Origin of the sequence: Cryobacterium sp. LW097, from assembly GCF_002205495.2 — a bacterium.
GTDB classification, from domain to species: Bacteria; Actinomycetota; Actinomycetes; order Actinomycetales; family Microbacteriaceae; genus Cryobacterium; species Cryobacterium zongtaii.
Window position 1 is genome coordinate 3,390,355 of record NZ_CP021992.1, and the last position, 22,846, is coordinate 3,413,200.

The window sequence follows — 22,846 nt, forward strand, 5'->3', positions numbered from 1 at the left end:
TCACTGGGACGATTCAGGCTGCGGCAATTCGTGCAGCCGCATCGCAATTGGGACGTGTGCGGTGGAGCTCGGCTTAGAGGGTGTCGACGGCAGCCCGTTCGACGGCAAGACCCGCGTGGTAGCGGTCCAGGTAGTCGGCGAAGCCGGCGACGTCGACAGGGTCGGGGGCGACGGTCTCGAATTCTTGCCCCACGAACACTCGCTCACGCAGGTACCCGTCCAGGTCGACGTCGACGCCGGATGCTGTGGCCGCCGTGTAGGACGCCAGGACCGCGATGCCCCAGGCGCCGCCCTCCGATGCCGTCTCGGCGACCGAGACCGGGGCATCCAAGGCGCCGGCGAGGAATCGCTGGGCGACACCGGCGGTGCGGAAGAGCCCACCGTGCGCGAACATCGCGTCGAGTTCGACGCCCTCCTCGGCGAGAACGCGCATGCCGAGGCTGAGCGTGCCGAACACTCCGTAGAGCTGCGCGCGCATGAAGTTGGCGAGGGTGAGCCGGCTGTCGGGGGTGCGCACGAAGAGCGGCCGCCCCTCGGTGAGGCCGGCGATGGGCTCGCCGGCCAGGTGGTTGTAGGCCAACAGGCCGCCGGCATCCGCGTCACCGTCGAGCGCCTCACGGAACAGGGCGTCGAATACCGCGTCGCTGGCAACGGGGTTACCGCTGGCCGCGGCGAAGCGGCCGAACATCCCGGCCCACGCGGCGAGCTCGCTTGCCCCGTTGTTGCAGTGCACCATCGCGACGGGATCGCCGGCCGGGGTGGTGACCAGGTCGAGTTCGTGGTGCACCTTTTTGAGGGGGCGCTCGAGCACAACCATCGCGAAGATGCTGGTGCCGGCGCTGACGTTACCGGTGCGCGGGGCGACGGAACAGGTCGCGACCATGCCCGTGCCGGCGTCGCCCTCGGGCGGGCACAGCACGGCGCCTGGACGCAGGGCACCGGTCGGGTCGAGAAGGGCCGCGCCCGCCGCCGTGAGCTCGCCTGCCGGCTGGCCGGCCACCAGCACGGTGGGCAGGAGTGCGGCCAGGTTGAGGTCGGGAGCGGACTCGGCGACCAGGCCGTCGTATCGGGCGAGGAGCTCGGCGTCGTAGTCCGCGGTGGCGGCGTCGATGGGGAACATGCCCGAGGCATCGCCGACGCCCAGGACCTTGCGGCCGGTGAGCTGCCAGTGCACGTAGCCGGCGAGGGTCGTGATGAAGTCGAGCTGCGCCACGTGCGGCTCGTGGTCGACGACCGCCTGGTGCAGGTGCGCGATCGACCAGCGCAGCGGAATGTTCACTCCGAACAGCTCGGTCAGCTCGGTCGCCGCGGGACCTGTGGTGGTGTTGCGCCAGGTGCGGAACGGAACCAGCTGCTCGCCGGCGGCGTCGAACGCTAGATAGCCGTGCATCATCGCCGAAACGCCGACAGCACTGTAGCTTTCCAGGCGAACCCCGTACTGCTTTTCGACATCGGCGACGAGGGCAGCGTGAGCGGCCTGGATGCCCGTCCACACGTCTGCCAACGAGTACGTCCAGACCCGATCGACGAACTGGTTCTCCCACTCGTGGCTGCCGACGGAGAGGACGTCAGCCGGGTCCTCGCCGATCAGGCAGGCCTTGATGCGGGTCGACCCCAGCTCGATCCCTAGGGACGTCCGTCCGCTGAGAATTGCGGTCCGGGCGGCGTCGAGTGCATCGTTGCTAGTCATATCTCGATTATGGCGGATGGCCGGGCACCTTTTGCAACGTTGTGAATCGCCGCCAGGTATTCGGCGTGAAGCTCCGGTTGACGCGGGTGGGGCAGGCGGTCGGGTGTCCGTCAGGCGACGGCCTTCTCCAACAGCTCGACGAGTCGCCTCTGGTCCTCGGCGGTGAGCTTGGTCACCGCGAATGAGGTGGGCCAGAGGTTTCCGTCGTCGAGGTTGGCGTCCGGCTGGAAGCCGATGGTGGCATAGCGCACCTTGAATTTGGCGGCGCTCTGGAAAAAGACCACCACCTTGCCGTCGGAGTCCGTATACGCCGGCATGCCGTACCAGGTCTTGGCACCCAGGTCGGTGTTCTCCTTCACCAATCGGTGCAAAGTCTCGGCCAGTTCCTGGTCGGTGCCGGACATCTCGGCGATCGCCGCCAGGCACGCGGCTTCGAGGTCGGCGCCCAGTTTTGCGGCCTTGGCCTCTGCCGCGGCCGCCCGCATGGCGGCCTTCTCCTCTTTGCTGAAGGTTTCGCTCACGATCTGTTCCTCACGGTCAAGGTTGCGTCTCTGGCACCCACTGTAGAAGCAACCCGGCAGGTGTGCTTCTTCGATCCTGCTCGGCGGGCGCGAATGGGGCACCGGCGCATCCGGTGTGCCTGACTCAGGGACCGCCGAGCCAGCTGTCGATTCGATGGTGGTCCGGGGCGAACCCGTGGCCGACACCCCAGAGCACAGCCTGGGTACGGCTGGCGACCCCGATCTTGCCGTAGACGCTGCGGATATAGGACTTCACGGTGTTGGGACTGAGGTAGGTGAGCGCGGCCACCTCGGCGTTACTCTTGCCCTGGGTGATGAGCGCCAGGATCTCGGATTCACGGTCTGTGATTCCTTCGCGACGCCCGGGCCAGTCCAGTCCGGGAGCGCTGCCCGCTCGCTTCGGCGGATCGCTCACCACGATCTCACCGGCGTGCACCGACTCCAGGGCCGCGACCAGGTCGCGGGCGGGCAGCGTCTTCGACAGGTAACCGCTGACGCCCCGCTCCAACGCATCATCGATGAGCGAGGGCTGGAAATTCCAGGTGTACACGACGACGCGACGGGCTCGCGGGTTTCGCACGAGGGCCGTGAGCTCGGACAGATCGGACTCGGGCTGGGCGAAGGAGTCGTACAGCACGATGTCGGTTGTGTCGGAGAGAGCCGCATTCGCATCGATCTCCGCAACAAGCACACGATCCCGATAGTGATCGAACATGTGCGCCAGGCCCTTCAGCACGATGTCGTAGTCATCGACCAGGGCGACAGTCACGGGCTGGGTCGAAGACATAGTAGGACGCTACAGCTTCTGCCGGCCCGGCAGTTACACCCCTAGGGGTGTGCCGCCGCCTCCTTCTGGGTGATTTGCTGTTTATCGCCCAGCAACCGCTGGTCACATCGAAGGCTCAGCCCCATCAAACAGGAAGGAGACCACAATGCTTGGTCTCATCATCAGCCTCATCGTCGTCGGCATCATCGCCGGCGCCGTCGCCCGCCTCGTCGTGCCCGGTCGGCAGAACATTAGCATCCCGATGACCATCGTGCTGGGCATCATCGGTTCCTTCGTCGGCGGGTTCCTCGGCTTCCTGATCTTCCAGCACGACCCCATGGACGGCTTCTTCCAGCCGGCCGGCATCATCGGATCCATCATCGGCGCGATCATCGTGCTCCTGGTTTACATCCGCGTCAGCAATCGGCGCAGCGTTCAGCACTAGCCGGTCTCCCGGTGGCCGCCACCTGGCAGGTCACCGGGGCCGCATGCAGGGAGCGCAACCCTGACAGGCCCGGCGGAGGATGATGGCATCAACGCTTGGCGAGCCGGGTCGCCAAGCCCGGGTAACCGACCACAATGCCGTCGGAGTCGACGGTCAACTCGACCTGATCGTCACCACCGGCGCCGCGGTACCGGACCCGGCCGGGCGTCGACGAGGCATACACCTGGTCGCTCCGAATCACCCGCAGGGACGGTATCTCGATCCAGGCCATCACCAGCGCGGTCTCCGGCACGTTCCCATTCAGCAGCCGCAGGCGCCGGATCGGCATGGTGTTCGTCACAGGGCACAGGCCGATGTCGCAGTCGAGCGCACCGTCGATGCTGCCTGGTTCCGCAAGGCCGGCGGGCGGAAGACCGGCATCGCCCTGCACCTGGGTCACGGCTGCCCAGTGGTTGTTCTGATCCCGGGTCAGCGCGAGTGAACGCATCCAACCGGCGCCGTGCGCACTGATGTCGACCGTCAAGGTGCACCAGGCATCGGTGGCGTCCAACGACCAGGCGGTGGCATAGCCGACCGTGACCGAGGTTCCCTCGGCCTTCAGGCCGCTCTCCCCGATCTCGATCAACGCCCGATCGATGCGGTCAGGGTCGTCCTGCCCTCGCCAGGCCACATCCGATTGCTTCATGCGCCCATGTTGCCTGGGTGACGCCGGCACGTAAAGGCGGACTTCTTCACCAATCGCCGTTCCAGGTGTACCCAAAACGCAGCGTGTCGGGAAGAAGTCCGCCTTCACGTACTGGGCTAGGTGTTCTGCGGGAAGCCCAGGTTGATGCCGCCGTGGCTCGGGTCCAGCCACCGGGCGGTGACGGCCTTCTCCCGAGTGTAGAAAGTTATGCCGGCGGGGCCGTACGCCTTGGCGTCACCGAACAGGGAGTCCTTCCAGCCGCCGAACGAGTGATACGCCACCGGTACCGGGATCGGCACGTTGATGCCGACCATGCCCACCTGCACCTCGTGCTGGAAGCGCCTGGCCGCCCCACCGTCGTTGGTGAAGATGGCGGTGCCGTTGCCGTACCGGCTGGCGTTGATGACGGCCACGCCGTCGGTGTAACTGGCCACCCGCAGCACGCTCAGCACCGGACCGAAGATCTCGTCCTTGTATACGGCGGAGTCCAGGCTGACCTTGTCGAACAGGGTCGGGCCGAGCCAGAAGCCGGATGCCTCACCGTCGACCTCGATGCCGCGACCGTCGATCACGACCTCCGCGCCATCGGCCAGGGCGATGTCGATGTAACCGGCGACCTTATCGCGGTGCGCCTCGGTGATCAGCGGGCCCATGTCGCAGCCGCGCATGCCGTCGCCCACTTTCAGTCCCTTGACGCGGTCGGCGATCTTGGAGATCAGCTCATCGGCGACGGGTTCGACGGCCACGATCACGCTGATGGCCATGCAGCGCTCCCCCGCCGAGCCGAAGCCGGCGTTGACGGCGGCATCCGCGGCGAGGTCGAGGTCGGCATCCGGCAGCACCAGCATGTGGTTCTTGGCGCCGCCGAGGGCCTGCACCCGCTTACCGTGGTGAGCGGCGGTCTCGTAGATGTACTTGGCGATGGGGGTGGAACCGACGAAGGAGATGGCCTGCACGTCGGGGTTGACCAGGAGCGCGTCGACGGCCTCCTTGTCGCCGTGCACGACATTGAAGACACCGTCAGGCAGGCCGGCCTCGGTAAGCAGCGCGGCGAGCCAGTTGGCGGCGGACGGGTCCTTCTCGCTGGGCTTGAGCACAACGGTGTTGCCCGCGGCAATGGCGATCGGGAAGAACCAGAGCGGCACCATGGCCGGGAAGTTGAACGGGCTGATGATGCCGACCACGCCGAGCGGCTGGCGCAAGGTGTACACGTCGACGCCGGTGGAGACGTTCTCGGAGAACTCGCCCTTGGACAGGTGCGGCAGGCCGAGCGCGAACTCGACGACCTCGAGGCCGCGGGCGATCTCGCCGAGGGCGTCGGAGGTGACCTTGCCGTGCTCATTGGTGAGGATGTCGGCCAGCTCGCCCTTGCGCGCATTGAGGAGCTCGCGGAAGGCGAACATGACGCCCTGGCGCTTGGCAATGGAGGCGTCCCGCCAGGCGGGGTACGCGGCCTGGGCCGACGCGACAACGGTGTCCACATCGGCGGCGGAGGCCAGGGAGACCAGGCGCTGCACTGCGCCGGTGGCGGGGTTGTAGACGGGGGCGGTACGCGTGGAGCTTCCGGCGCCTGGGGCGCCGTCGATCCAGTGGGTGAGGACGGGAAGGTCGTTCATGTCAGTCGATTCTGTTGGGGTGTTGTCCGTTGATCGAGCTTGTCGAGATCCGGTGACCGTGTCTACGTTGTGAGATTTGGTCGCGGGTCTCGACAAGCTCGACCAGCAATGGGCTGTTAGAGAAGGTCCAGGGAGAGGACCTCGTCGTAGATGGCCAGGGCCTCGGCCACCTCGGAGTCGGTCACGACGCAGGGCGGCACCACGTGGATACGGTTGTCCATGATGAAGGGCAGCAGGTTGCGGGCCAGTAGCTCGGTCTTGATGCGGGCCATCACCGCCGGCGGCACGGGCGCCCTGCTCTCCGGGTCGGCCACGAGCTCGATCGCCCAGAAGACGCCCTCGCCACGCACCTCCCCGATGATCGGGTGCTTGGCCTTGAGCGCCGCCAGCCCCGGGCCGATGGCCTCGGCGCCGATCCGGGCGGCGTTGGCCACGATGCCCTCCTCCGCCATGGCGTCCAGCGCGGCGACGATCGAGGCCATCGCCAGCGGATGTCCGCTGTAGGTGAGCCCGCCGGGGAACACCGTGTCGTCGAAGTCCGCGGCGATGGCGTCCGAGATGATCACCCCGCCGACGGGCACGTAACCGGAGTTGACGCCCTTGGCGAAGGTGATCAGGTCGGGCACCACGCCGGTGCCGTCGAACGCGAACCAGCGTCCGGTGCGGCCGAAGCCCACCATCACCTCGTCGAGGATCAGCATGATGCCGTACCGGTCGCAGAGTGCGCGCACCCCGGCGAGGTAGCCCGGCGGCGGCATCAACACCCCGGCGGTGCCGGGGATGGACTCGAGCAGCACGGCCGCGATGGAGGTGGCACCCTCGCTCTGGATGACCCGCTCCAGGTGGTGCAGGGCCCTCTCGCATTCCTGCTCGGGCGTCGTCGCCCAGAACTCGCTGCGGTAGAGGTACGGGCCGAAGAAGTGCACGTGTCCGCGGGCGAACTCGTTGGGGATGCGGCGCCAGTCGCCGGTGGCGACGATGGCAGCGCCGGTGTTGCCGTGGTACGAGCGGTAGGTGGAGAGCACGGTGTCGCGGCCGGTGTGCAGCCGGGCCATCCTGATGGCGTTCTCGTTGGCATCCGCACCGCCGTTGGTGAAGAAGACCTTGTTGAAGCCGTCGGGTGCCCGGTCGACGATGCGTTTGGCGGCCTCGCCGCGGGCCAGGTTGGCGGTGGACGGCGCGATGGTGGTGAGCAGCTGCGCCTGCTCGATGATGCCCTTGATCACGGCCGGATGCTGGTGGCCGATGTTGACGTTGACCAGCTGACTGGAGAAGTCGAGGTAGCTGCGCCCGTCGTGGTCCCAGACCCGGCAGCCGAGGCCGCCGGCGATGACGAGGGGCTTCAGTGCCCCCTGGGCGGACCAGGAGTGGAAGACGTGGGCGCGGTCGAGTTCGGTGGTGCGCTCGTTCAGCCCGGGCTTCGTGTCGGTGGTTGTGCCGGTGTCGATGTCGGTCACGATGTTGTTCCTTCTGCTCTGTGCCCCGCGGGTACCGGAGCGGTGGTGCACCGGGCGGCTGCGCTCGGCAGCCGCCCGGTGCGGAGGTTGTTTTACTCGCCGCCCTCCTTGAGGGTGACGTCGATCGGAGCCCAGTCGGCGCCCATGACGTCGACTCCCTCCTCGGTCAGCTCATCCAGGGCCTGTTGCACGTACTCGTTGGAGTACGCGGTTTCGGGCGGGTCTGTGGTGATGATGGTGCCACCGGTTTCGTTCTTGGTGTTCATGGCGATGTCGACGGTGTTGGCCCAGGCGGCCTCGTCGATCAGGCCGACGCCGTTCGTGGACGGGAAGATCAGCTTGCTGACCTCGTTGGTCATCCACAGCTGGTGCCCGGCGGGCAGGGCCGAGCCGGCATCGGCCACGATGGTCGCGGCGTCTTCGGGGTTCTCGGCGGCGTAGATCCAGCCCTTGATGGAGGCCTTGATGAACTTCACGGTCTGGTCGGCGTAGGCCTCGTCGTCGGCGAGCTTGTCGGTGTTGGCCCAGATGGCGTCCTGGAGCATCGCGGTGCCCTCCTCGTTCCAGTCGATGACGTTGAGGTCCTCTGGCTGGTAGAGCTCGCCGGTGTCGGGGTTGATGGTTTCCAGCACCTGGGCGTATTCGTTGTAGGTCATCGCCTGGGCCGCGTCGATGTCACCGGCGAGGAAGGCGTTCATGTCGAAGGCCTGCTGCACGAGGCTGATGTCGCCGACCTCGACGCCGGCCTGCTGCATGCCGGCGAAGAGTTCCCACTCGTTGCCGTAGCCCCAGCTGCCCACGTTCTTGCCGGCCAGGTCGGCCGGGCTGGTGATGTTCTTGTCCGTGAATGAGATCTGGGTGGTGGCGCTGCGCTCGAAGATCTGGGCGACGTCGGTGATGTTGGCACCCTGCTCGATGGAGCCGAGCACCTTGGGCACCCAGGAGATGGCGTAGTCCACGTCGCCGGACGCGAGCACGTCCTGCGGAACGATGTCGGCGCCGCCCTCCTCGATGGTCACGTCGAGGCCTTCCTCCTCGTAGTAGCCCTGGTCGACGGCCGCGTAGTAGCCGGCGAACTGGGCCTGGGCCACCCACTGCAACTGCAGGGTGACCGGGGTGAGGTCGCCGCCGGCGGAGTCCTCGGTCGGTGCGGTATCGCCGGAGGCGGTGCATCCGGTGAGAACGAGGGCGCTGGCCGCCGCGACGGCGCCGGCCGTTGTGAGCCATCGAGTGCTGTGTTTCATGGGTTCCTCCTGAGGTACTGCTGCGGGGGTGCTGTGTCGGGATGCTGCGGTGCGGGATGGTCAAGCGGTGGGGGCGCGGCGGCTGACCAGTTTTTCCAGGCCGAGAGCCGCGCAATAGAAGAGGAGTCCGAGGATGATGGAGCCGAGCACGTAGGCCCAGGCCAGCCCGTAGTTACTGCTGGACGCGGCCGAGGTGATCGACTTGCCCAGGCCCCCGACCGGGCCGCCGAAGTACTCGGCGATGAGGGCGGAGATCACGGCGAGCGAGGACGCAATGCGCAGGCCCGTGAACACGAACGGCACCGCGGTGGGCAGGGTGACGGTCTTGGTGGCCTGCCAGCTCGAGGCGGCGTAGGAGCGCATCAGGTCGCGGTGCACCGGGCGCACCATCCGCAGCCCTTTGAGGGTGTTGAAGTAGACCGGCACGAAGACCGCCAGCGCGGCCACGAGCTGCCGGGCGGTCTCGGCGTTGGCGCCGAACATCGTGTAGAGCACGGGCGCCAGCGCGACGATCGGCACCACGGCGACGGCGGCGACGATGGGGGCGGCCATCTCGTCGAAGATCCCCACCAGGGCCGAGAGGATGGCCAGCAGCACACCCACGATCGCGCCGAGCACCAGCCCGATCAGGGCGTTGCGCCCGGTGACGACCGAGCCCCCGACGACGTTCTGCAGGTTGGTGATGAACTGCTCACCGATCGCGAAGGGCCCGGGGAGGATGAACGGCTTGATCGCCAGCACGGTGACGACGCCCTGCCAGAGCAGGATCGCGGCCACGCCGAGCAGCACCGGTGGCAGCACGGTGCGGGCCAGGCCGGAGCCCGATGCGCCCGGCCGGCCCGGCCCGGCCTGCGCAGCCACGCGCGTGCTCGCGCCGGCGCTCATCGCGTCTCGACCCCGCGCGGCCCGGTGGGGGCGCTGCCGTGCAGCAGCTCGCGCACCTGGCTGACCGAGTGGAAGAAGTCCGCGTCTTCGCGCAGATTCTCGCCGCGGTCGCTCATGCGGCCGAGGTTCACGCCGAGCACGTCGCGGATGCGGCCGGGCCGCGGCGACATCACCACCACCCGGTTGGAGAGGAACACCGCCTCGGGGATGGAGTGGGTGACGAAGACGACGGCGGCGCTGGTCTCGGCGCAGATGCGCACGAGCTCGTTCTGCATGCGCTCCCGGGTCATCTCGTCGAGCGCGCCGAACGGTTCGTCCATCAACAGCAGGCTCGGGCTTTCGGCCAGCGAGCGAGCGATGGCCACCCGCTGCTGCATGCCGCCGGAGAGCTGGTCGGGGTAGTGCCCGGCGAAGTCGCTCAGGCCGACAAGTTCGATCAGCTCCGCGGCGCGCTCGCGGCGGGCGGCCTTGCCGGCGCCGTGCAGCTCCAGCGGCAGTTCGATGTTGCCGGTCACCGTGCGCCAGGGCAGCAGGCCGGCCTGTTGGAAGGCGATGCCGTAGTCCTGATCGATGCGCGCCTGACTGGCGGTCTTGCCGAACACCTTGATCGACCCGCTGGTGGGGGTGTCGAGGTCGGCGATCAGCCGGAGCAGGGTGCTCTTGCCGCAGCCGCTGGGCCCGATCAGCGAAACGAATTCGCCGGGGGCGACGGTGAGGCTCACCGCATCCAGGGCCGTGACGGATGCGCCCTTGCGGCCGGCGAAGACCCGGCTGACGTCGGTCACCTCCACGGCGTGCTGTACCGGTGCTGCTGCCGTGGTCATGCGGCCACCTCTCCCCTGCGGAATCGACGTAGGAACAGTGAGATCAGGCCGACAAAACCGGCGGCGACGAGGCCGACCAGGATCGACCCGAAGATGGGGGCCCAGGGCTTGCCAGGGTCGCTGCCGGCGGCGCCGGCGTATTCGACGATGAGCCGGCCGATGCCGCCGCGCAGACCGATCGACACCTCGGCGACGACGCTGCCGATCACGGCGCTGGCCGCCGCGAGGCGGAGGGCAGGCAGCAGGTAGCCCACGCTGGCCGGCAACCGCAGCCGCCAGAGCGTCTTCCACCAGCCCACCGCGTAGCAGTGCATCAGGTCAACGTGGTTGGTGTCCGGGGAGCCGAGGCCCTTGAGCGCGCCGATCGAGACCGGGAAGAAGGCGAGGTAGGACGCGATCAGCGCCACCGACATCCAGTTCTCCCAGGTGAAGGCGCCGAACTCAAGCTGCGCGCCCCACCGCCGCACCAGCGGGGCCAGCGCGATCAGCGGCACGGTCTGGCTGAGGATGACCCAGGGCAGGATGGCCGATTCGGCGAGCGCGAAGCGCTGCATCAGCAGTGCCAGGGCCAGGCCCACCGAGACGCCGACGACCCAGCCGACGGCCGAGATGCCCAGGGTGAACAGGGACGCTTCGAAAACGGCCTGCCACATCGGCACCGCGCTGGCGCTGCCGGTGACGGGCTCCAGGATGCGCTCGAGAATCACCCACAGGTGCGGCATCGCCATCTCGCTGGCCCGCGGCAGCACGGTGAGACCGCCGATGACCACGCCGTCTTCGGGGCCGAAGAAGATGTAGAGCTCCCAGAGCACGGCGAGCACAAGCAGGCCGAGGGCGCCCACCAGGATGCGCCGCGGCATCCCCTGCCCCAGCCAGGCCCGGCCCCGCGCCGCCGCGCTGGACCTTGCGGGTCCGGTGCGCACGGAGCCGGCCGGGGTCATGCCTTGGCCGTGATGTGGTTGGCGAGGGCGGGGATCACGGTTTCGCCGTAGACCCGCAACGTCTCTTCTTTATTGTCGTGCTGCAGGTAGCCGGCGAACTGGTCGACGCCGAGTTCCTTGAGCGCCTTCAACTTCTCGATGTGAGCCTCGGCGGGCCCGAGCAGGCAGAACCTGTCGACGATCTCGTCGGGCACGAAGTCGGCGTGGGTGTTGCCGGCGCGACCGTGCTCGTTGTAGTCGTAGCCCTCGCGGCCCTTGATGTAGTCGGTCAGGGCCTGCGGCACCGCCCCGGACTGGCCGTACTTCTCCACGATGTCGGCCACGTGGTTGCCGACCATGCCGCCGAACCAGCGGTTCTGGTCGCGCATGTGCTGGATGTCGTCACCGATGTACATCGGCGCGGCCACGCAGAACTTGATGGCGTCAGGGTCGCGACCCACGTTCTCGGCGGCGGTGCGCACGGTCTTGATCATCCATTCGGCCACGTCGAGGTCGGCCATCTGCAGGATGAACCCGTCGCCGACCTCGCCGGTGAGCTTGAGCGCCAGCGGGCCGTAGGCGGCCACCCACACGTCGAGGGTGGAGCCCCTGCTCCAGGGGAACTGCAGGGTGGCACCGTTGTACTCGACCGCCCGGGAGTTGGCGAGTTCACGGATGACGTGAATCGATTCGCGCAGCGTCTTCAGGGTGCTGGGCCGGCCGTTGGTGACCCGCACCGCGGAGTCGCCACGCCCGATACCGCAGATGGTGCGGTTGCCGTACATCTCGTTGAGGGTGGCGTAGGTGGACGCCGTGACGGTCCAGTCCCTGGTGGCCGGGTTGGTGACCATCGGGCCCACGATCACCTTGCGGGTCTCGCTCAAGATCTTGCTGTAGATCACATAGGGTTCCTGCCAGAGCAGGTGCGAGTCGAAGGTCCACACGTGGCTGAAGCCGTGGTTCTCGGCCAACTGGGCCAGCTGCACGGTGCGCGCCGAGGGCGGGTTGGTCTGGAGTACTGCGCCGAAGTCCATGGGGTTCCCGCCTAGATCAGGTACTGGCTGAGGCCGCGTTTGATGTACTTGCCATCGCCCTTGGCGCCGAGGTACGCGTTGTCGTCGATGACGACCTTGCCGCGGGAGAGCACGGTGTCGACGTGGCCGTCGATCTCGAAGCCCTCGTAGGCGGAGAAGTCCATGTTCATGTGGTGGGTCTTGTCCAGGCCGGCTTCGGGCATCCCGATGGAAGTGTGGCCCTTCGGGTCGTAGACCACCACGTCGCCGTCGGCACCGGGCTGGATGACACCCTTGGTGCCGTACATACCGAACATCCGCGCCGGGGTGGTGGAGGTGACCTCCACCCAGCGTTCGAGGGAGATCTGCTTGTCGACGACGCCCTGGTAGAGCAGGTCCATCCGGTGTTCGACCGACCCGATGCCGTTGGGGATCTTGGAGAAGTCGGTGAGCCCCATGTCTTTCTGTCCCTTCATGCAGAACGGGCAGTGATCGGTGGAGACCATCTGGATGTCGTTGGTGCGCAGGCTCTGCCACATGTGGTGCTGGTGGCCCTCTGCCTTGGAGCGAAGCGGTGTCGAACAGACCCATTTGGCGCCCTCGAAGTCGCCCCACTCCTCGCTGTGGGCACCGAGCTGGTCCTCGAGTGAGAGATAGAGGTACTGCGGGCAGGTCTCGCCGAACACGTTCTGGCCGCGGTCCCGGGCGACGGCGATCTGCTCCACGGCCTGCTTGGCGCTCACGTGCACCACGTAGAGCGGCGCCCCGGTGAGGTTGGCGAGCATGATCGCCCGGTGGGTGGCCTCCTCCTCGGCCTGCCAGGGCCGGGTGAGGCCGTGATAGTAGGGCGTGGTGTTGCCGGCGGCGACGGCCTGCTGCACGAGCAGGTCGATGACGCTGCCGTTCTCGGCGTGCATCATGATCATGCTGCCGTTGCTCGCTGCCTTCTGCATGGCCTTGACGATCTGGCCGTCGTCGGAGAGGAACACTCCCTTGTAGGCCATGAACAGCTTGAAGCTGGAGACGCCCTCGTTGACGAGTTCGTCCATCGCGACGAGGGAGGAGTCCTGCACGTCGGAGAGGATCTGGTGGAAGCCGTAGTCGATGGCGCACTCGCCCCGGGCCTTTTCCTGCCAGAGGTGGTACTGGTCAAGCACGTTTTCGCCGGCGTACTGCACCACGAAGTCGACGATGCTCGTGGTGCCACCCCACGCCGCGGCGCGGGTGCCGGTCTCGAAGGTGTCGCTGGCCTCGGTGCCGCCGAACGGCATCTGCATGTGGGTGTGCGCGTCGATGCCGCCGGGGATGACGTACTTGCCGGCCGCGTCGATGACGGTGTCGACGTTCCGCTCGATGTCGAAGCCGAGCAGGGTGGAGCCGGGTGCGAGCACCGCGGCGATTCTCTCGCCGTCGATCAGCACATCCGCTGTGGCCGTTCCCGTGGAATTGACCACGGTGCCGTTCTTGATCAGGGTCTTCACGATGTTCTCCTGTTCGCTGCTTCGTCTGCGGGTCGCGCCCGTCTCGTTGGTTGAGCTTGTCGAAACCCCGTGAGCTGTTCTCTGAACGTAGGCTTGGTCGCGGGGTCTCGACAGGCTCGACCGACGGATGGCCGGGTTTCGAGGTCGGGTGACGGGTGCTGCCCTTACGGCTTGGGGATCGAGGTGTACGAGTCCGGGCGGCGGTCCCGGTAGAACTGCCAGTTGTTGCGCACCTGGCGGATCATGCCCAGGTCCAGGTCACGAATCACGACCTCCTCGTCGACGCCGCTGCCCAGCTCGCCCACGTAGTTGCCCTGCGGGTCGACGAACTGGCTGGTGCCGTAGAACGTCACGGCGTCCTCGCCGTACTCGTTGTCCTCCCGGCCCACCCGGTTGGGCGCGGCCACGAAGTATCCGTTCGCGGCGGCCGCGGCCGGCTGTTCGATTTCCCAGAGCCGGTTCGACAGACCGGGCTTGGTGGCGTTGGGGTTGAAGACGATCTGCGCGCCGTTCAGGCCCAGCTCCCGCCAGCCCTCTGGGAAGTGCCGGTCGTAACAGATGTACACGCCGATCGGTCCGACGGCGGTGTTGAAGACCGGGTAGCCGAGGTTGCCGGGGCGGAAGTAGAACTTCTCCCAGAACTTGTCGAGGTGGGGAATGTGGTGCTTGCGGTATTTGCCGAGAATGGTGCCATCGGCATCCACCACCACAGCGGTGTTGTAGTACACGCCGGGCTGCTCTTCTTCGTAGATGGGCAGCACCATCACCAGGTTGAGCTCCTTGGCCAGGGCCGCGAAGCGTTGCACGATGGGGCCGTCGGCCGCCTCGGCATAGTCGTAGTACTTGGCGTCTTCGGTAATGCCGAAGTACGGGCCGTAGAACAGCTCCTGGAAGCAGATCACCTGCGCGCCGTCTGCGGCCGCATCGCGGGCGAACTTCTCGTGCTTGTCGAGCATCGAGTCGATGTCCCCCGTCCACGTGGTCTGGGTGATCGCCGCTCGCACGATGTTTGCTGTGCCACGGCTGGGTGTGTCAACGCTCATACTGTCTGCCTCCACTGGGGTCTCACACTGTGGAACCTCGTCAGCGGGGGTCGGACGGCAACGCGATGTTCTGCGAGCTGAACGGTGAGAGAGCCTGTCGAGATCGAGCCACGTTACGGTGTCCGGTTTTGTTATTATTCGACGTAAACATTTCTGTTCTGTTTCTTCACATGACGCATGCGTAAATCATCATCCTGTCGTCAGAGGATGCTGCTGGCAAGCATTTGCCCCGGAAGGACCCCGTGCAGCTATACCTGGACGAGATCGAACAGGCCACGCCGGCCGGAATCGCCGCCGCCCTCGGCCGGCTGATCAGCACCGGCCGGATCGCCCCCGGCGAGCGCCTGCCCACGGTGCGGGACCTCGCCGGCGGACTCGGGGTGAGCCCCGCGACGGTCAGCCACGCCTGGCAGGCGCTCTCCGCAGCGGGGTTGATCGTCTCCCGCGGCCGCAGCGGCACCTTCGTGCGGGAACAGTCCCCACACTGGCTGCCGGCCCGCACCCAGTCACTGGCCGGGCATCTGAGCGACACCCGCATCGACCTGTCCCGGGGCACGCCGGACCCGCTTCTGCTGCCCGCGCTCGGCCCCGCGCTCTCCAGGGTGTCCCAGCGGGCGATGACGCCCAGCTACCAGGCGTCACCGGTGATCCCGGAACTGCTCACCGTGCTGACCGGGTCCTGGCCGTACCGGTGCGAGTCGATCACGGTGGTCGACGGGGCCCTCGACGCGATCTCCCGCAGCCTCGAGCAGGTGGCCAGGTTCGGCGACAGGGTCATCGTCGAAGACCCGGGCTTCCCACCGTTCTTCGACCTGCTCGAGCAGATGGGCATCGAACGTCTGCCCGTGGCGGTGGATGCGGAGGGCATCGACCCGGCCGCCTTCCAGGCGGCGCTGGCGCAGTCGCCGGCCGCGGTCATCCTGCAGCCGCGCGCGCACAACCCCACCGGCGCGTCGATGTCGCCGGACCGGGCCGAGGAGCTGGCCCGACTGCTGGCCGCCAGTAAACGCGCCGCGCATACCGTGGTGATCGAGGACGACCACTCCGGCGCGATCAGCACCTCCCCGGACGTGTCGCTCGGCCGCTGGCTGCCCGAGCGCGTGCTGCACGTGCGCAGCTACTCCAAGTCGCACGGGCCGGACCTGCGTATCGCCGCCCTCGGCGGGCCGACCGCCCTGGTCGACCGGATCGTGTCCCGGCGGATGCTCGGCCCGGGCTGGACCAGCCGGATGCTGCAGACCATCCTGCACGAGCTGCTCACCGACAGTGCCAGCATGGCGCTGGTGTTCGAGGCCCGGCACGTGTACTTCGCAAGGCAGAAGGCGCTGGCGGATACCCTCACCGGGTTCGGCCTGCCCCTCGCCCGCGCCGACGGCATCAACGCCTGGGTGCCGGTTGCCGACGAGCGCGACGCCATCGTGAGGCTGGCGGCGTCCGGCATCCGGGTGGCCGGCGGCAGCCCGTTTCTCGCGGTGGACCGGTCCGAGGCGTTCATTCGGGTGACGGCAGGGGCGCTGGTGGACGACATGGTGCCGGTGGCGCGGGCGATCGTGGCTGCGGCCGGGCGCTGACGCATCCGCGCTCATCTGGCGCAATCGCGGCCGGGGTCGCGGACGCCGGGACCGGGGGGCATGCTAGGCGCAACCGGAGACTCACCGGTGCGGTCCGGCGGATCCGACTCGGGCATGATCGACGCCGCGCTCGACAGGTGTGGAGGAATGATGATCGACGGCTTCGCGGGCACTGTTCTCCTGCCCGATTCGGACGAATTCCTGATGGCGGCCACGGCCTACGGGAAGGTCGGCAGTCCCGCGCTGGCTGTTCGACCGACCACTGCGGCAGATGTCGCGGCGGCGATCGCCTATGCCAGGGCCCAGGGCCTTGTGCTGTCGGTACGGAGCGGCGGGCACAGCCCGTTGAACACCAACGATGGCGGAATGGTGCTGGACCTCTCCCGCATCCGTGACGTTGAGGTTCTCGAAGGAAACCGGGTACGCCTGGGCAGCGGCGCGACCTGGGGCGGTGTGGCCCAGGAACTGATCGAGTACGATCTGGCGGTCTCCAGCGGCGACACCTACACGGTGGGCGTTGGCGGTCTCACCCTGGGCGGCGGCATCGGGTGGTTGGTGCGACAACATGGCCTGGCGATCGACAGCCTGTGTGAGGTCGAGGTGGTGCTACCCAGTGGCGCCGTCGTGACGGCCAGCGAATCCAGTGAGCCGGAGCTGTTCTGGGCACTGCGCGGGGGCGGCGGCAACTTCGGCGTCGTCACGAGGTTCACCTTCCAGGCGCACCCGCTGCGGGGTGTGGTCTTCGGCACCATCCACGTGCGGCCGACGCATCTCGCTGACACTCTGCGCGGCTGGCGGGACGTCATGCGCGCGTCTCCGGAAGAACTCAATTCGACGGTGTATGCGACGCCCGAGTTCGGACCGGAGATGCCCGCGGGGACAAAAATTCTGGTCTGCTACGGCGGTGCCGACCAGGGCGAGGCCATGTCGGCCATCCGGCCCCTGCTCGCTCTGCCGGGGGTGACCGGCAACGACGTGGAACTCACGCTCTTCGTGGAGGTCTTCGACGAACCATCGGCCCCGCCGGGGTCGATCCGGATTGTCGACCGCAACGGCTTCGCCAGGGACTTCGACGACGAGCTCATCGAGCGGCTCACCATCGCGAACGCCGCGCCCGATTCGGCGGTGCTGATGGTGCGCTACCTGCGCGGGGCGATGAACCGGGTGCCCGCAGCTGCCACGGCATTCGCGCACCGTGATGTGGAGGTGCTGGTGATGTCGGCGGCGTTCCTGCCGCTGGATGCCCCCGACGAGGCCGAGCGGCGCATCCTGGACGGCTGGTGCGTCGTGGCCGCGAGATTGACGGGCACCTACGGCAGCTTCAATCTGCGCGCGTATCCCGACGTGCTCGGCCTGGCGTACCCGCCGGCCACCCTGGACCGGCTGCGGGCGGCGAAACGTCGCTATGACCCCGAGAACGTGCTGGCCCACAACCTCAACATCGTGCCCTGAGCCCGGTCCGCGGGGCGGGCGCCGAACAACTGTTGCCGATCCGGACAAGTGTTGCCGGCACACCGGGCGCAGATGTCCGCACGGGCAACAGTCGGCCGCCCGGCCCATTCGCGCTCCGACCACGGCATCCGCCCCGAAGAGCAGGGGTTTAGGCTGATGGTGACCCCCGGTTCGATCTGACCGGTTGCGCCGGCCCGGATTTGGGCGGCAGGTCGGGGCTTTGCCTTCAGTTTCACCCCCACCTCGTTCGAGCCTGCTCCGACGCGTTCCGCGGCGCCGGCCGGTGCCTGTGTCGCCCGCGACACCGTGTTCGGTCCGTTACGTCGCGACCTTGTCGACGGATGCCCGGCTCCCGCCGCTCAGATTGGTCCCATGAAGACTCGCTACCCCGCCATCGCCGCCACCGCGGCCGTGCTGCTGCTCGCCGGCTGCGCCTCCGGATCGACGGCCGCCGCGCCGGCTCCCAGCGCCTCGGCCGGCGACGCCGGTGCCTTCCCGGTGTCGGTTGAGAATTGCGGCACCACGCTCACCCTCGAGGCCGCGCCGGAGCGCATCGTCACGATCAAGTCGAACACCACCGAGCTGCTGCTCGCCCTGGGACTCGGCGAGCGCATCGTGGGCTCGGCGTTCCTCGACGGCCCGCTGCCGGCATCCCTCGCCGACGCCGGCGCCGATCTCAACGTGATCAGCGATTTCGTGCCCGGCCAGGAGGCCGTTCTGGCGCTCACCCCCGACTTCATCTACGGCGGTTGGGAGTCGAACTTCTCCGCCGAGGGCGTCGGCGAGCGTGCCGCGCTGACCGACCTGGGCATCGGCAGCTATGTTTCGCCGGCCGCGTGCAAGGGCGACGCCATGCCGGACCCGCTGACCTTCGAGACCGTGTTCGCCGAGATCGACGAGGCCGGGGCCCTGTTCGGCGTGCCGGATGCCGCCGCCGAACTGGTTGCCGAGCAGGAGGCCGAACTGGCCGCGCTTGAGCCCGCCACCGGTGACACCACCGCACTCTGGTACTCCAGCGGCACCGACACCCCGTACGTGGGCGCCGGCATCGGTTCGCCGCAGCTGATCATGGATGCGGCGGGGCTGACCAACATCTTCGCCGACGTGCAGGACACCTGGACCTCGGCCGGCTGGGAGTCCGTCGTGGCGGCGAACCCGAGCGTGATCGTGCTCGTGGATGCCACCTGGAACACCGCGGACTCGAAGATCGCCAACCTCAAGGCCAACGCGGCGACCGCCGGGCTCGACGCCGTGGTGAACGACCGCTACATCGTGGTGCCGTTCGCGGCGACCGAGGCGGGCATCCGCAACGTGGAGGCCGCCGAGTCGATCATCGACCAGCTCGCCGCGCTCGAGGCCAAGTAGGCCGACGGCAGGCAGCCAGACCGCACACCAACCCGATTCGAAGGACCGCGGATGACCGTCACCCCGAGCAGGCAGGGCCTCGGCACCGACTTGCCCAGCGGGTCGGCCGCGCCCGGGGGGTCCGGCTCGCCCGGCGCATCCGGCGCATCCGCGGCATCAGCTCGCGCCCGGCGCAGCGGCACGGCCCGGTACCTGGTCTGGCTGGTCGCAGCGCTGGTGGCGCTCGTGCTCGGCAGCGCGGTGGCCGTGACGATCGGCCCGGCCGACGTGAGCCTGGCGCAGGTCTGGGGCAGTGTGGCCGGGCACCTCGGCCTGCCCGGGCTCGCCGGCGACACCCCGGTGCCACCGCTGACCGACGCCATCGTCTGGCAGCTGCGGATGCCGCGGGTGCTCACCGCGGCCATGGTGGGCGCGGGCCTGGCGCTCAGCGGAGCGGTGATGCAGAGCGTCACCCGCAACCCGCTGGCCGATCCCTACCTGCTCGGCCTGTCCTCCGGGGCGTCGCTCGGCGCGGTCTGCGTGGTCATCCTCGGCATCGGTTTCGCGCTGCCGGCGGCCGCGTTCGCCGGGGCCCTGATCGCCCTGTTCGCCACCCTCAATATCGCCCGCGTCGGCGGCAGCATCACGCCCGGCCGGGCCGTGCTGGCCGGGCTGGCGATCGCCCAGCTGGGCTCGGCAGGCACCTCGTTCATCATCTTCTGGGCGGCCAAGGGCGACTCCTACCGGGAGATCCTCAACTGGCTGCTCGGCTCCCTGGCCGGCAGCTCGTGGAGCAGCGTACTGATCTCCGCGGTCGCGCTGGCCGTGGTGGGCACCGGCATCCTGCTCGCCGCCAGCCGGCTGGATGCGTTCACCTTCGGTGACACCAACGCCGCGTCACTGGGCATCAACGTGAACGCCACCCGCTGGGGATTCCTCGTGGCGGTGGCGCTGCTCACCGGAGCGATGGTGGCCGTCAGCGGGGCGATCGGCTTCGTGGGGCTGATCCTGCCGCACCTGGTGCGCGGGCTCAGCGGGCCGGGCCACCGGCGCCTGCTGCCGCTCGTCGCGGTGGTGGGGGCACTGTTCCTGGTGCTCGCCGACACCATCGCCCGCACGGTCTTCGACCCACGCGAGCTGCCGGTGGGCATCATCACCGCGTTCATCGGCGTGCCCGTGTTCATCCTGCTGATCAAGCGCAAACGAAGCGCGGCCTGGGCATGAGTCGCGAGCACGCGGCCGCCGCGGCCGCACCGCGAGTTGCCGCAGATACCCCCTTCGAAGGCTCTGAAGGGGCACTTTCCCGCAATTCGGGAGAGTCCGGCTCGCGAGTTGCCGCAAACTCCCTCATGAGCAGCTCTGAAGCGGCACTTTCGAGCAACTCGCGCACGCCGGGCGACGCCGGGGTCGTGCTCGACGGGGTGTCTCTGAGCATCGAGGGCACGCGCATCCTGCAGGGTGTCTCGGCGACCCTGCCGCCCGGCACCGTCACGGGGCTTCTCGGACCGAACGGGGCGGGCAAGTCCAGCCTGTTGCGCATCATCGCGGGCATCGACCGGGCGGATGCCGGCACCGTCACCCTCGACGGCGCCGTCGTGGGGCAGCTGCGGCGGCGGGAGGCCGCCCGGCGCATCGCCCTGCTCGAGCAAAACGTGGCGCCCAGCGTGGACCTGTCCGTGCGGGAGGTGGTGCTGCTCGGCCGCATCCCGCACCGCAGCCGGCTGCTGGGCAGCTTCGGCGGCGAGGACGACCTCGCCGTGGCCACGGACGCGCTGACGATGGTGGGCGCCACCGACCTGGTGGACCGGCGCTGGCACACCCTCAGCGGTGGCCAGCAGCAACGGGTGCAGATCGCCCGCGCCCTGGCCCAGCGGCCGAGCCTGCTGCTGCTCGACGAACCCACCAACCACCTCGATGTGAGCGCCCAGCTGTCGCTGCTGCACCAGGTGCGCGGGCTGGGCCTCACCTCGGTGCTCGCCCTGCACGACCTCAACCTCGCCGCCGCCTATTGCGACCACATCGTGCTGCTGCAGGGCGGCCGACTCGCGGCGTTCGGCACCCCCGCCGAGGTACTGCGACCCGACACCATCCGGGCGGTCTACGGCGTCGACTGCGACATCGTGCCGCACCCCCGCACGGGACGGCCGGTGATCGTGTTCTCCGGGCCCGACGAGCAGCCGCCGCCATCCGCCCCGCCCGCGGCGCGAGATGCCACTTCAGGCCCCCTCAGCGCCCCGCAACCGGCCGCAACTGGCAACTCGCGCCCCACTCCCACACGAAATGCCACATCGCGCCCCCTCAGCGCCGGTCAACCGGCCGCAACTGGCAACTCGCACCAGCACCCCTAGGCCTGCAGAAGGAACCCCATGACCCGAGTCACAGTTCTCGCCGGCGGTGTCGGCGGCGCCCGCTTCACCCGCGGGTTGCTGCAACAGCTGGCACCAGGCGACGAGCGAATTGCCGCAAATGCCCCCTTCGGCGGCCCGGAAAGTGCACATTCCGGCACGTCGGCGCAGGACGGCACCGCCGGCGAGGTCACTGTGATCGTCAACACCGGCGATGACATGTGGCTGGACGGGCTGCGTATCTGCCCCGACCTCGACACCGTGATGTACACCCTCGGCGGCGGCATCAGCGAGGAGCAGGGCTGGGGCCGGCCCGACGAGTCCCGGCGCACCTCCGCCGAGATCGCCGCCTACGGGCGCGGCTGGTCCTGGTTCACCCTCGGCGACCTCGACCTGGCCACCCACATCGTGCGCACCGACCTGCTCCGGGGCGGCGCCACCCTCAGCGCCGCCACCGAGTTCCTCTGCCGCCGCTGGAAGCCCGGCGCGCGCCTGCTCCCGATGAGCGACCAGTTCGTGGAGACCCACGTGCGCCTGGCCGCCGACGCCGACGAGCACCGCGCGGGCGACCTTATTCACTTCGAGGAATGGTGGGTGCGCTACCGCGCCGGCCAACCCGTCACCGAGTTCGTGCAGGTGGGCCTGGCCGACGCCGTCGCGGCGCCCGGCGTGATCGACGCCATCCTCAGCGCCGACCTGGTGATCCTGCCGCCGTCGAACCCCGTCGTCTCGGTCGGCACGATCCTGAGCATCCCTGGCATCCGCGAAGCCCTGCGCGCCACCACCGCCCGGGTCGTGGGCATCTCACCGATCATCTCCGGCGCCGCTGTGCGCGGCATGGCCGACACCTGCCTGACCACCATCGGCGTGGAGACCTCCGCCCTCGCGGTGGGCCTGCACTACGGCTCCCGCCAACGCGACGGCGTGCTCGACGCCTGGCTCGTCGACGAGACGGATGCCGACGCCGTGCCCGCGCTCGAGGCCGCCGGCATCCGTTCGACCGCCGTGCCGCTCTGGATGAGCGATGTGGCCGCCACGGCGCAGATCGCCGCCGAGGCCCTGCGGATCGCCGCCGACCTGACGGCCGCCGCTCACCCGGCGACCCACGACCTGCCGATCGCGGAGTTCGCCTTTCCCGGCCCGCTACGCGACCAGCTTGTCGCCGCGATCCTGGACGGCTCGAAAACGTCGACGACGTCCACACTCATCGAATACGGCATCGAGGACGAGCCGCTGCCCGTGATCGGCAGCCGGCAGGTCGTGATCGACTCGGCCGGCCGCCCGGCGGCGATCATCGAGACCACGGGGATGCGCGTGGTGCGTCTCGGTGCCGTGGATCTCGACCACGCCCGCGCTGAGGGCGAGGGTTATGACTCCGTGGCCGCCTGGCGGGTCGGCCACGAGTCCTTCTGGCACAGCGACGACATGCGCGCGTACCTCGGCGATCCTGCCTTCACCGTCACCGACGACACCGAGGTCGTGCTCGAACGACTGCGGCTGATCGAGGTGCTGCCCCGCGCCTGACCCGCCCGGCCAAGCGGAAC

The 22,846-nt window shown here is 68.6% G+C and carries 20 protein-coding genes; 7 read left to right on the forward strand and 13 right to left on the reverse strand.

Features of this window, described 5'->3' with window-relative positions:
• Nucleotides 1–73: 73 nt before the first annotated feature.
• The 3 genes from B7495_RS15885 to B7495_RS15895 form a co-directional block, all read right to left on the reverse strand.
• Nucleotides 74–1,690 carry a xylulokinase gene (locus B7495_RS15885; protein WP_088457436.1) on the reverse strand — a complete coding sequence of 539 codons (1,617 nt, stop codon included), beginning with the start codon at nucleotides 1,688–1,690 and terminating at the stop codon, nucleotides 74–76.
• Between the two features lie 110 nt (nucleotides 1,691–1,800).
• Nucleotides 1,801–2,211, reverse strand: a complete 411-nt coding sequence (locus B7495_RS15890) for a hypothetical protein (protein WP_198414960.1) — start codon at nucleotides 2,209–2,211, stop codon at nucleotides 1,801–1,803.
• Between the two features lie 124 nt (nucleotides 2,212–2,335).
• On the reverse strand, nucleotides 2,336–2,998 hold the full coding sequence (locus B7495_RS15895) for a response regulator transcription factor (protein ID WP_088457437.1): 663 nt from the start codon (nucleotides 2,996–2,998) through the stop codon (nucleotides 2,336–2,338).
• 145 nt (nucleotides 2,999–3,143) lie between these two features.
• Between B7495_RS15895 and B7495_RS15900 the strand changes: the two genes are divergently transcribed.
• Nucleotides 3,144–3,422, forward strand: coding sequence for a GlsB/YeaQ/YmgE family stress response membrane protein (locus B7495_RS15900; RefSeq protein WP_088457438.1), 279 nt, complete (start codon nucleotides 3,144–3,146; stop codon nucleotides 3,420–3,422).
• An 88-nt stretch (nucleotides 3,423–3,510) separates the two neighbouring features.
• Here the strand turns inward: B7495_RS15900 and B7495_RS15905 are convergent, their stop codons facing one another.
• From B7495_RS15905 to B7495_RS15950, 10 genes are all read right to left on the reverse strand, one after another.
• Nucleotides 3,511–4,107: a putative glycolipid-binding domain-containing protein gene (locus B7495_RS15905; RefSeq protein WP_088457439.1), complete on the reverse strand. Its 597-nt coding sequence runs from the start codon at nucleotides 4,105–4,107 to the stop codon at nucleotides 3,511–3,513.
• A gap of 116 nt (nucleotides 4,108–4,223) precedes the next feature.
• Complete coding sequence (locus tag B7495_RS15910) at nucleotides 4,224–5,723, reverse strand: CoA-acylating methylmalonate-semialdehyde dehydrogenase (RefSeq protein WP_088457440.1); 1,500 nt, start codon at nucleotides 5,721–5,723, stop codon at nucleotides 4,224–4,226.
• Nucleotides 5,724–5,839: 116 nt separating this feature from the next.
• On the reverse strand, nucleotides 5,840–7,171 hold the full coding sequence (locus B7495_RS15915) for an aspartate aminotransferase family protein (protein WP_088458144.1): 1,332 nt from the start codon (nucleotides 7,169–7,171) through the stop codon (nucleotides 5,840–5,842).
• A 101-nt stretch (nucleotides 7,172–7,272) separates the two neighbouring features.
• The gene (locus tag B7495_RS15920) at nucleotides 7,273–8,424 is read right to left on the reverse strand and encodes an ABC transporter substrate-binding protein (RefSeq protein ID WP_088457441.1); all 1,152 of its coding nucleotides are present in this window, start codon (nucleotides 8,422–8,424) and stop codon (nucleotides 7,273–7,275) included.
• Between the two features lie 60 nt (nucleotides 8,425–8,484).
• On the reverse strand, nucleotides 8,485–9,309 hold the full coding sequence (locus tag B7495_RS15925) for an ABC transporter permease (RefSeq protein ID WP_088457442.1): 825 nt from the start codon (nucleotides 9,307–9,309) through the stop codon (nucleotides 8,485–8,487).
• Nucleotides 9,306–10,133: an ABC transporter ATP-binding protein gene (locus tag B7495_RS15930; RefSeq protein ID WP_088457443.1), complete on the reverse strand. Its 828-nt coding sequence runs from the start codon at nucleotides 10,131–10,133 to the stop codon at nucleotides 9,306–9,308. Before B7495_RS15930 ends, B7495_RS15925 begins: the two co-directional genes overlap by 4 nt.
• Nucleotides 10,130–11,074, reverse strand: coding sequence for an ABC transporter permease (locus tag B7495_RS15935; RefSeq protein ID WP_088457444.1), 945 nt, complete (start codon nucleotides 11,072–11,074; stop codon nucleotides 10,130–10,132). The genes B7495_RS15930 and B7495_RS15935 overlap by 4 nt, the downstream gene beginning before the upstream one ends.
• A complete protein-coding gene (locus B7495_RS15940) occupies nucleotides 11,071–12,087 on the reverse strand; it encodes a TIGR03842 family LLM class F420-dependent oxidoreductase (RefSeq protein WP_088457445.1) in 1,017 nt (338 codons plus the stop codon). Before B7495_RS15940 ends, B7495_RS15935 begins: the two co-directional genes overlap by 4 nt.
• An 11-nt stretch (nucleotides 12,088–12,098) precedes the next feature.
• On the reverse strand, nucleotides 12,099–13,550 hold the full coding sequence (hydA, locus tag B7495_RS15945) for a dihydropyrimidinase (protein ID WP_088457446.1): 1,452 nt from the start codon (nucleotides 13,548–13,550) through the stop codon (nucleotides 12,099–12,101).
• Between the two features lie 161 nt (nucleotides 13,551–13,711).
• Complete coding sequence (locus tag B7495_RS15950) at nucleotides 13,712–14,590, reverse strand: nitrilase-related carbon-nitrogen hydrolase (protein ID WP_088457447.1); 879 nt, start codon at nucleotides 14,588–14,590, stop codon at nucleotides 13,712–13,714.
• A gap of 242 nt (nucleotides 14,591–14,832) precedes the next feature.
• On the opposite strand from B7495_RS15950, the gene B7495_RS15955 reads away from it, so the two are divergent.
• From B7495_RS15955 to cofD, 6 genes are all read left to right on the forward strand, one after another.
• Entirely contained in the window at nucleotides 14,833–16,161 is a 1,329-nt protein-coding gene (locus B7495_RS15955) for an aminotransferase class I/II-fold pyridoxal phosphate-dependent enzyme (RefSeq protein ID WP_240632279.1), read from the forward strand.
• 114 nt (nucleotides 16,162–16,275) lie between these two features.
• Nucleotides 16,276–17,613: an FAD-binding oxidoreductase gene (locus B7495_RS15960; RefSeq protein ID WP_205748687.1), complete on the forward strand. Its 1,338-nt coding sequence runs from the start codon at nucleotides 16,276–16,278 to the stop codon at nucleotides 17,611–17,613.
• 372 nt (nucleotides 17,614–17,985) lie between these two features.
• Complete coding sequence (locus B7495_RS15965; protein ID WP_088457450.1) at nucleotides 17,986–18,978, forward strand: putative F420-0 ABC transporter substrate-binding protein; 993 nt, start codon at nucleotides 17,986–17,988, stop codon at nucleotides 18,976–18,978.
• Nucleotides 18,979–19,029: 51 nt separating this feature from the next.
• Nucleotides 19,030–20,181 (forward strand): putative F420-0 ABC transporter permease subunit, encoded by a 1,152-nt coding sequence (locus tag B7495_RS15970; protein WP_088457451.1) that lies wholly within the window; start codon nucleotides 19,030–19,032, stop codon nucleotides 20,179–20,181.
• A 125-nt stretch (nucleotides 20,182–20,306) separates the two neighbouring features.
• Entirely contained in the window at nucleotides 20,307–21,305 is a 999-nt protein-coding gene (locus B7495_RS15975) for an ABC transporter ATP-binding protein (RefSeq protein ID WP_088457452.1), read from the forward strand.
• Between the two features lie 18 nt (nucleotides 21,306–21,323).
• A complete protein-coding gene (cofD, locus tag B7495_RS15980) occupies nucleotides 21,324–22,826 on the forward strand; it encodes a 2-phospho-L-lactate transferase (RefSeq protein WP_103478524.1) in 1,503 nt (500 codons plus the stop codon).
• Nucleotides 22,827–22,846 lie beyond the last annotated feature (20 nt).

Bases quoted from the DNA above. Each gene is read 5' to 3' on its own strand.
- B7495_RS15885 (WP_088457436.1), bottom strand. From the start codon at position 1,690: ATGACTAGCAACGATGCACTCGACGCCGCCCGGACCGCAATTCTCAGC.
- B7495_RS15895 (WP_088457437.1), bottom strand. From the start codon at position 2,998: ATGTCTTCGACCCAGCCCGTGACTGTCGCCCTGGTCGATGACTACGAC.
- B7495_RS15900 (WP_088457438.1), top strand. From the start codon at position 3,144: ATGCTTGGTCTCATCATCAGCCTCATCGTCGTCGGCATCATCGCCGGC.
- B7495_RS15905 (WP_088457439.1), bottom strand. From the start codon at position 4,107: ATGAAGCAATCGGATGTGGCCTGGCGAGGGCAGGACGACCCTGACCGC.
- B7495_RS15910 (WP_088457440.1), bottom strand. From the start codon at position 5,723: ATGAACGACCTTCCCGTCCTCACCCACTGGATCGACGGCGCCCCAGGC.
- B7495_RS15920 (WP_088457441.1), bottom strand. From the start codon at position 8,424: ATGAAACACAGCACTCGATGGCTCACAACGGCCGGCGCCGTCGCGGCG.
- B7495_RS15925 (WP_088457442.1), bottom strand. From the start codon at position 9,309: ATGAGCGCCGGCGCGAGCACGCGCGTGGCTGCGCAGGCCGGGCCGGGC.
- B7495_RS15930 (WP_088457443.1), bottom strand. From the start codon at position 10,133: ATGACCACGGCAGCAGCACCGGTACAGCACGCCGTGGAGGTGACCGAC.
- B7495_RS15935 (WP_088457444.1), bottom strand. From the start codon at position 11,074: ATGACCCCGGCCGGCTCCGTGCGCACCGGACCCGCAAGGTCCAGCGCG.
- B7495_RS15940 (WP_088457445.1), bottom strand. From the start codon at position 12,087: ATGGACTTCGGCGCAGTACTCCAGACCAACCCGCCCTCGGCGCGCACC.
- B7495_RS15950 (WP_088457447.1), bottom strand. From the start codon at position 14,590: ATGAGCGTTGACACACCCAGCCGTGGCACAGCAAACATCGTGCGAGCG.
- B7495_RS15960 (WP_205748687.1), top strand. From the start codon at position 16,276: ATGATCGACGCCGCGCTCGACAGGTGTGGAGGAATGATGATCGACGGC.
- B7495_RS15965 (WP_088457450.1), top strand. From the start codon at position 17,986: ATGAAGACTCGCTACCCCGCCATCGCCGCCACCGCGGCCGTGCTGCTG.
- B7495_RS15970 (WP_088457451.1), top strand. From the start codon at position 19,030: ATGACCGTCACCCCGAGCAGGCAGGGCCTCGGCACCGACTTGCCCAGC.
- B7495_RS15975 (WP_088457452.1), top strand. From the start codon at position 20,307: ATGAGCAGCTCTGAAGCGGCACTTTCGAGCAACTCGCGCACGCCGGGC.
- cofD (WP_103478524.1), top strand. From the start codon at position 21,324: ATGACCCGAGTCACAGTTCTCGCCGGCGGTGTCGGCGGCGCCCGCTTC.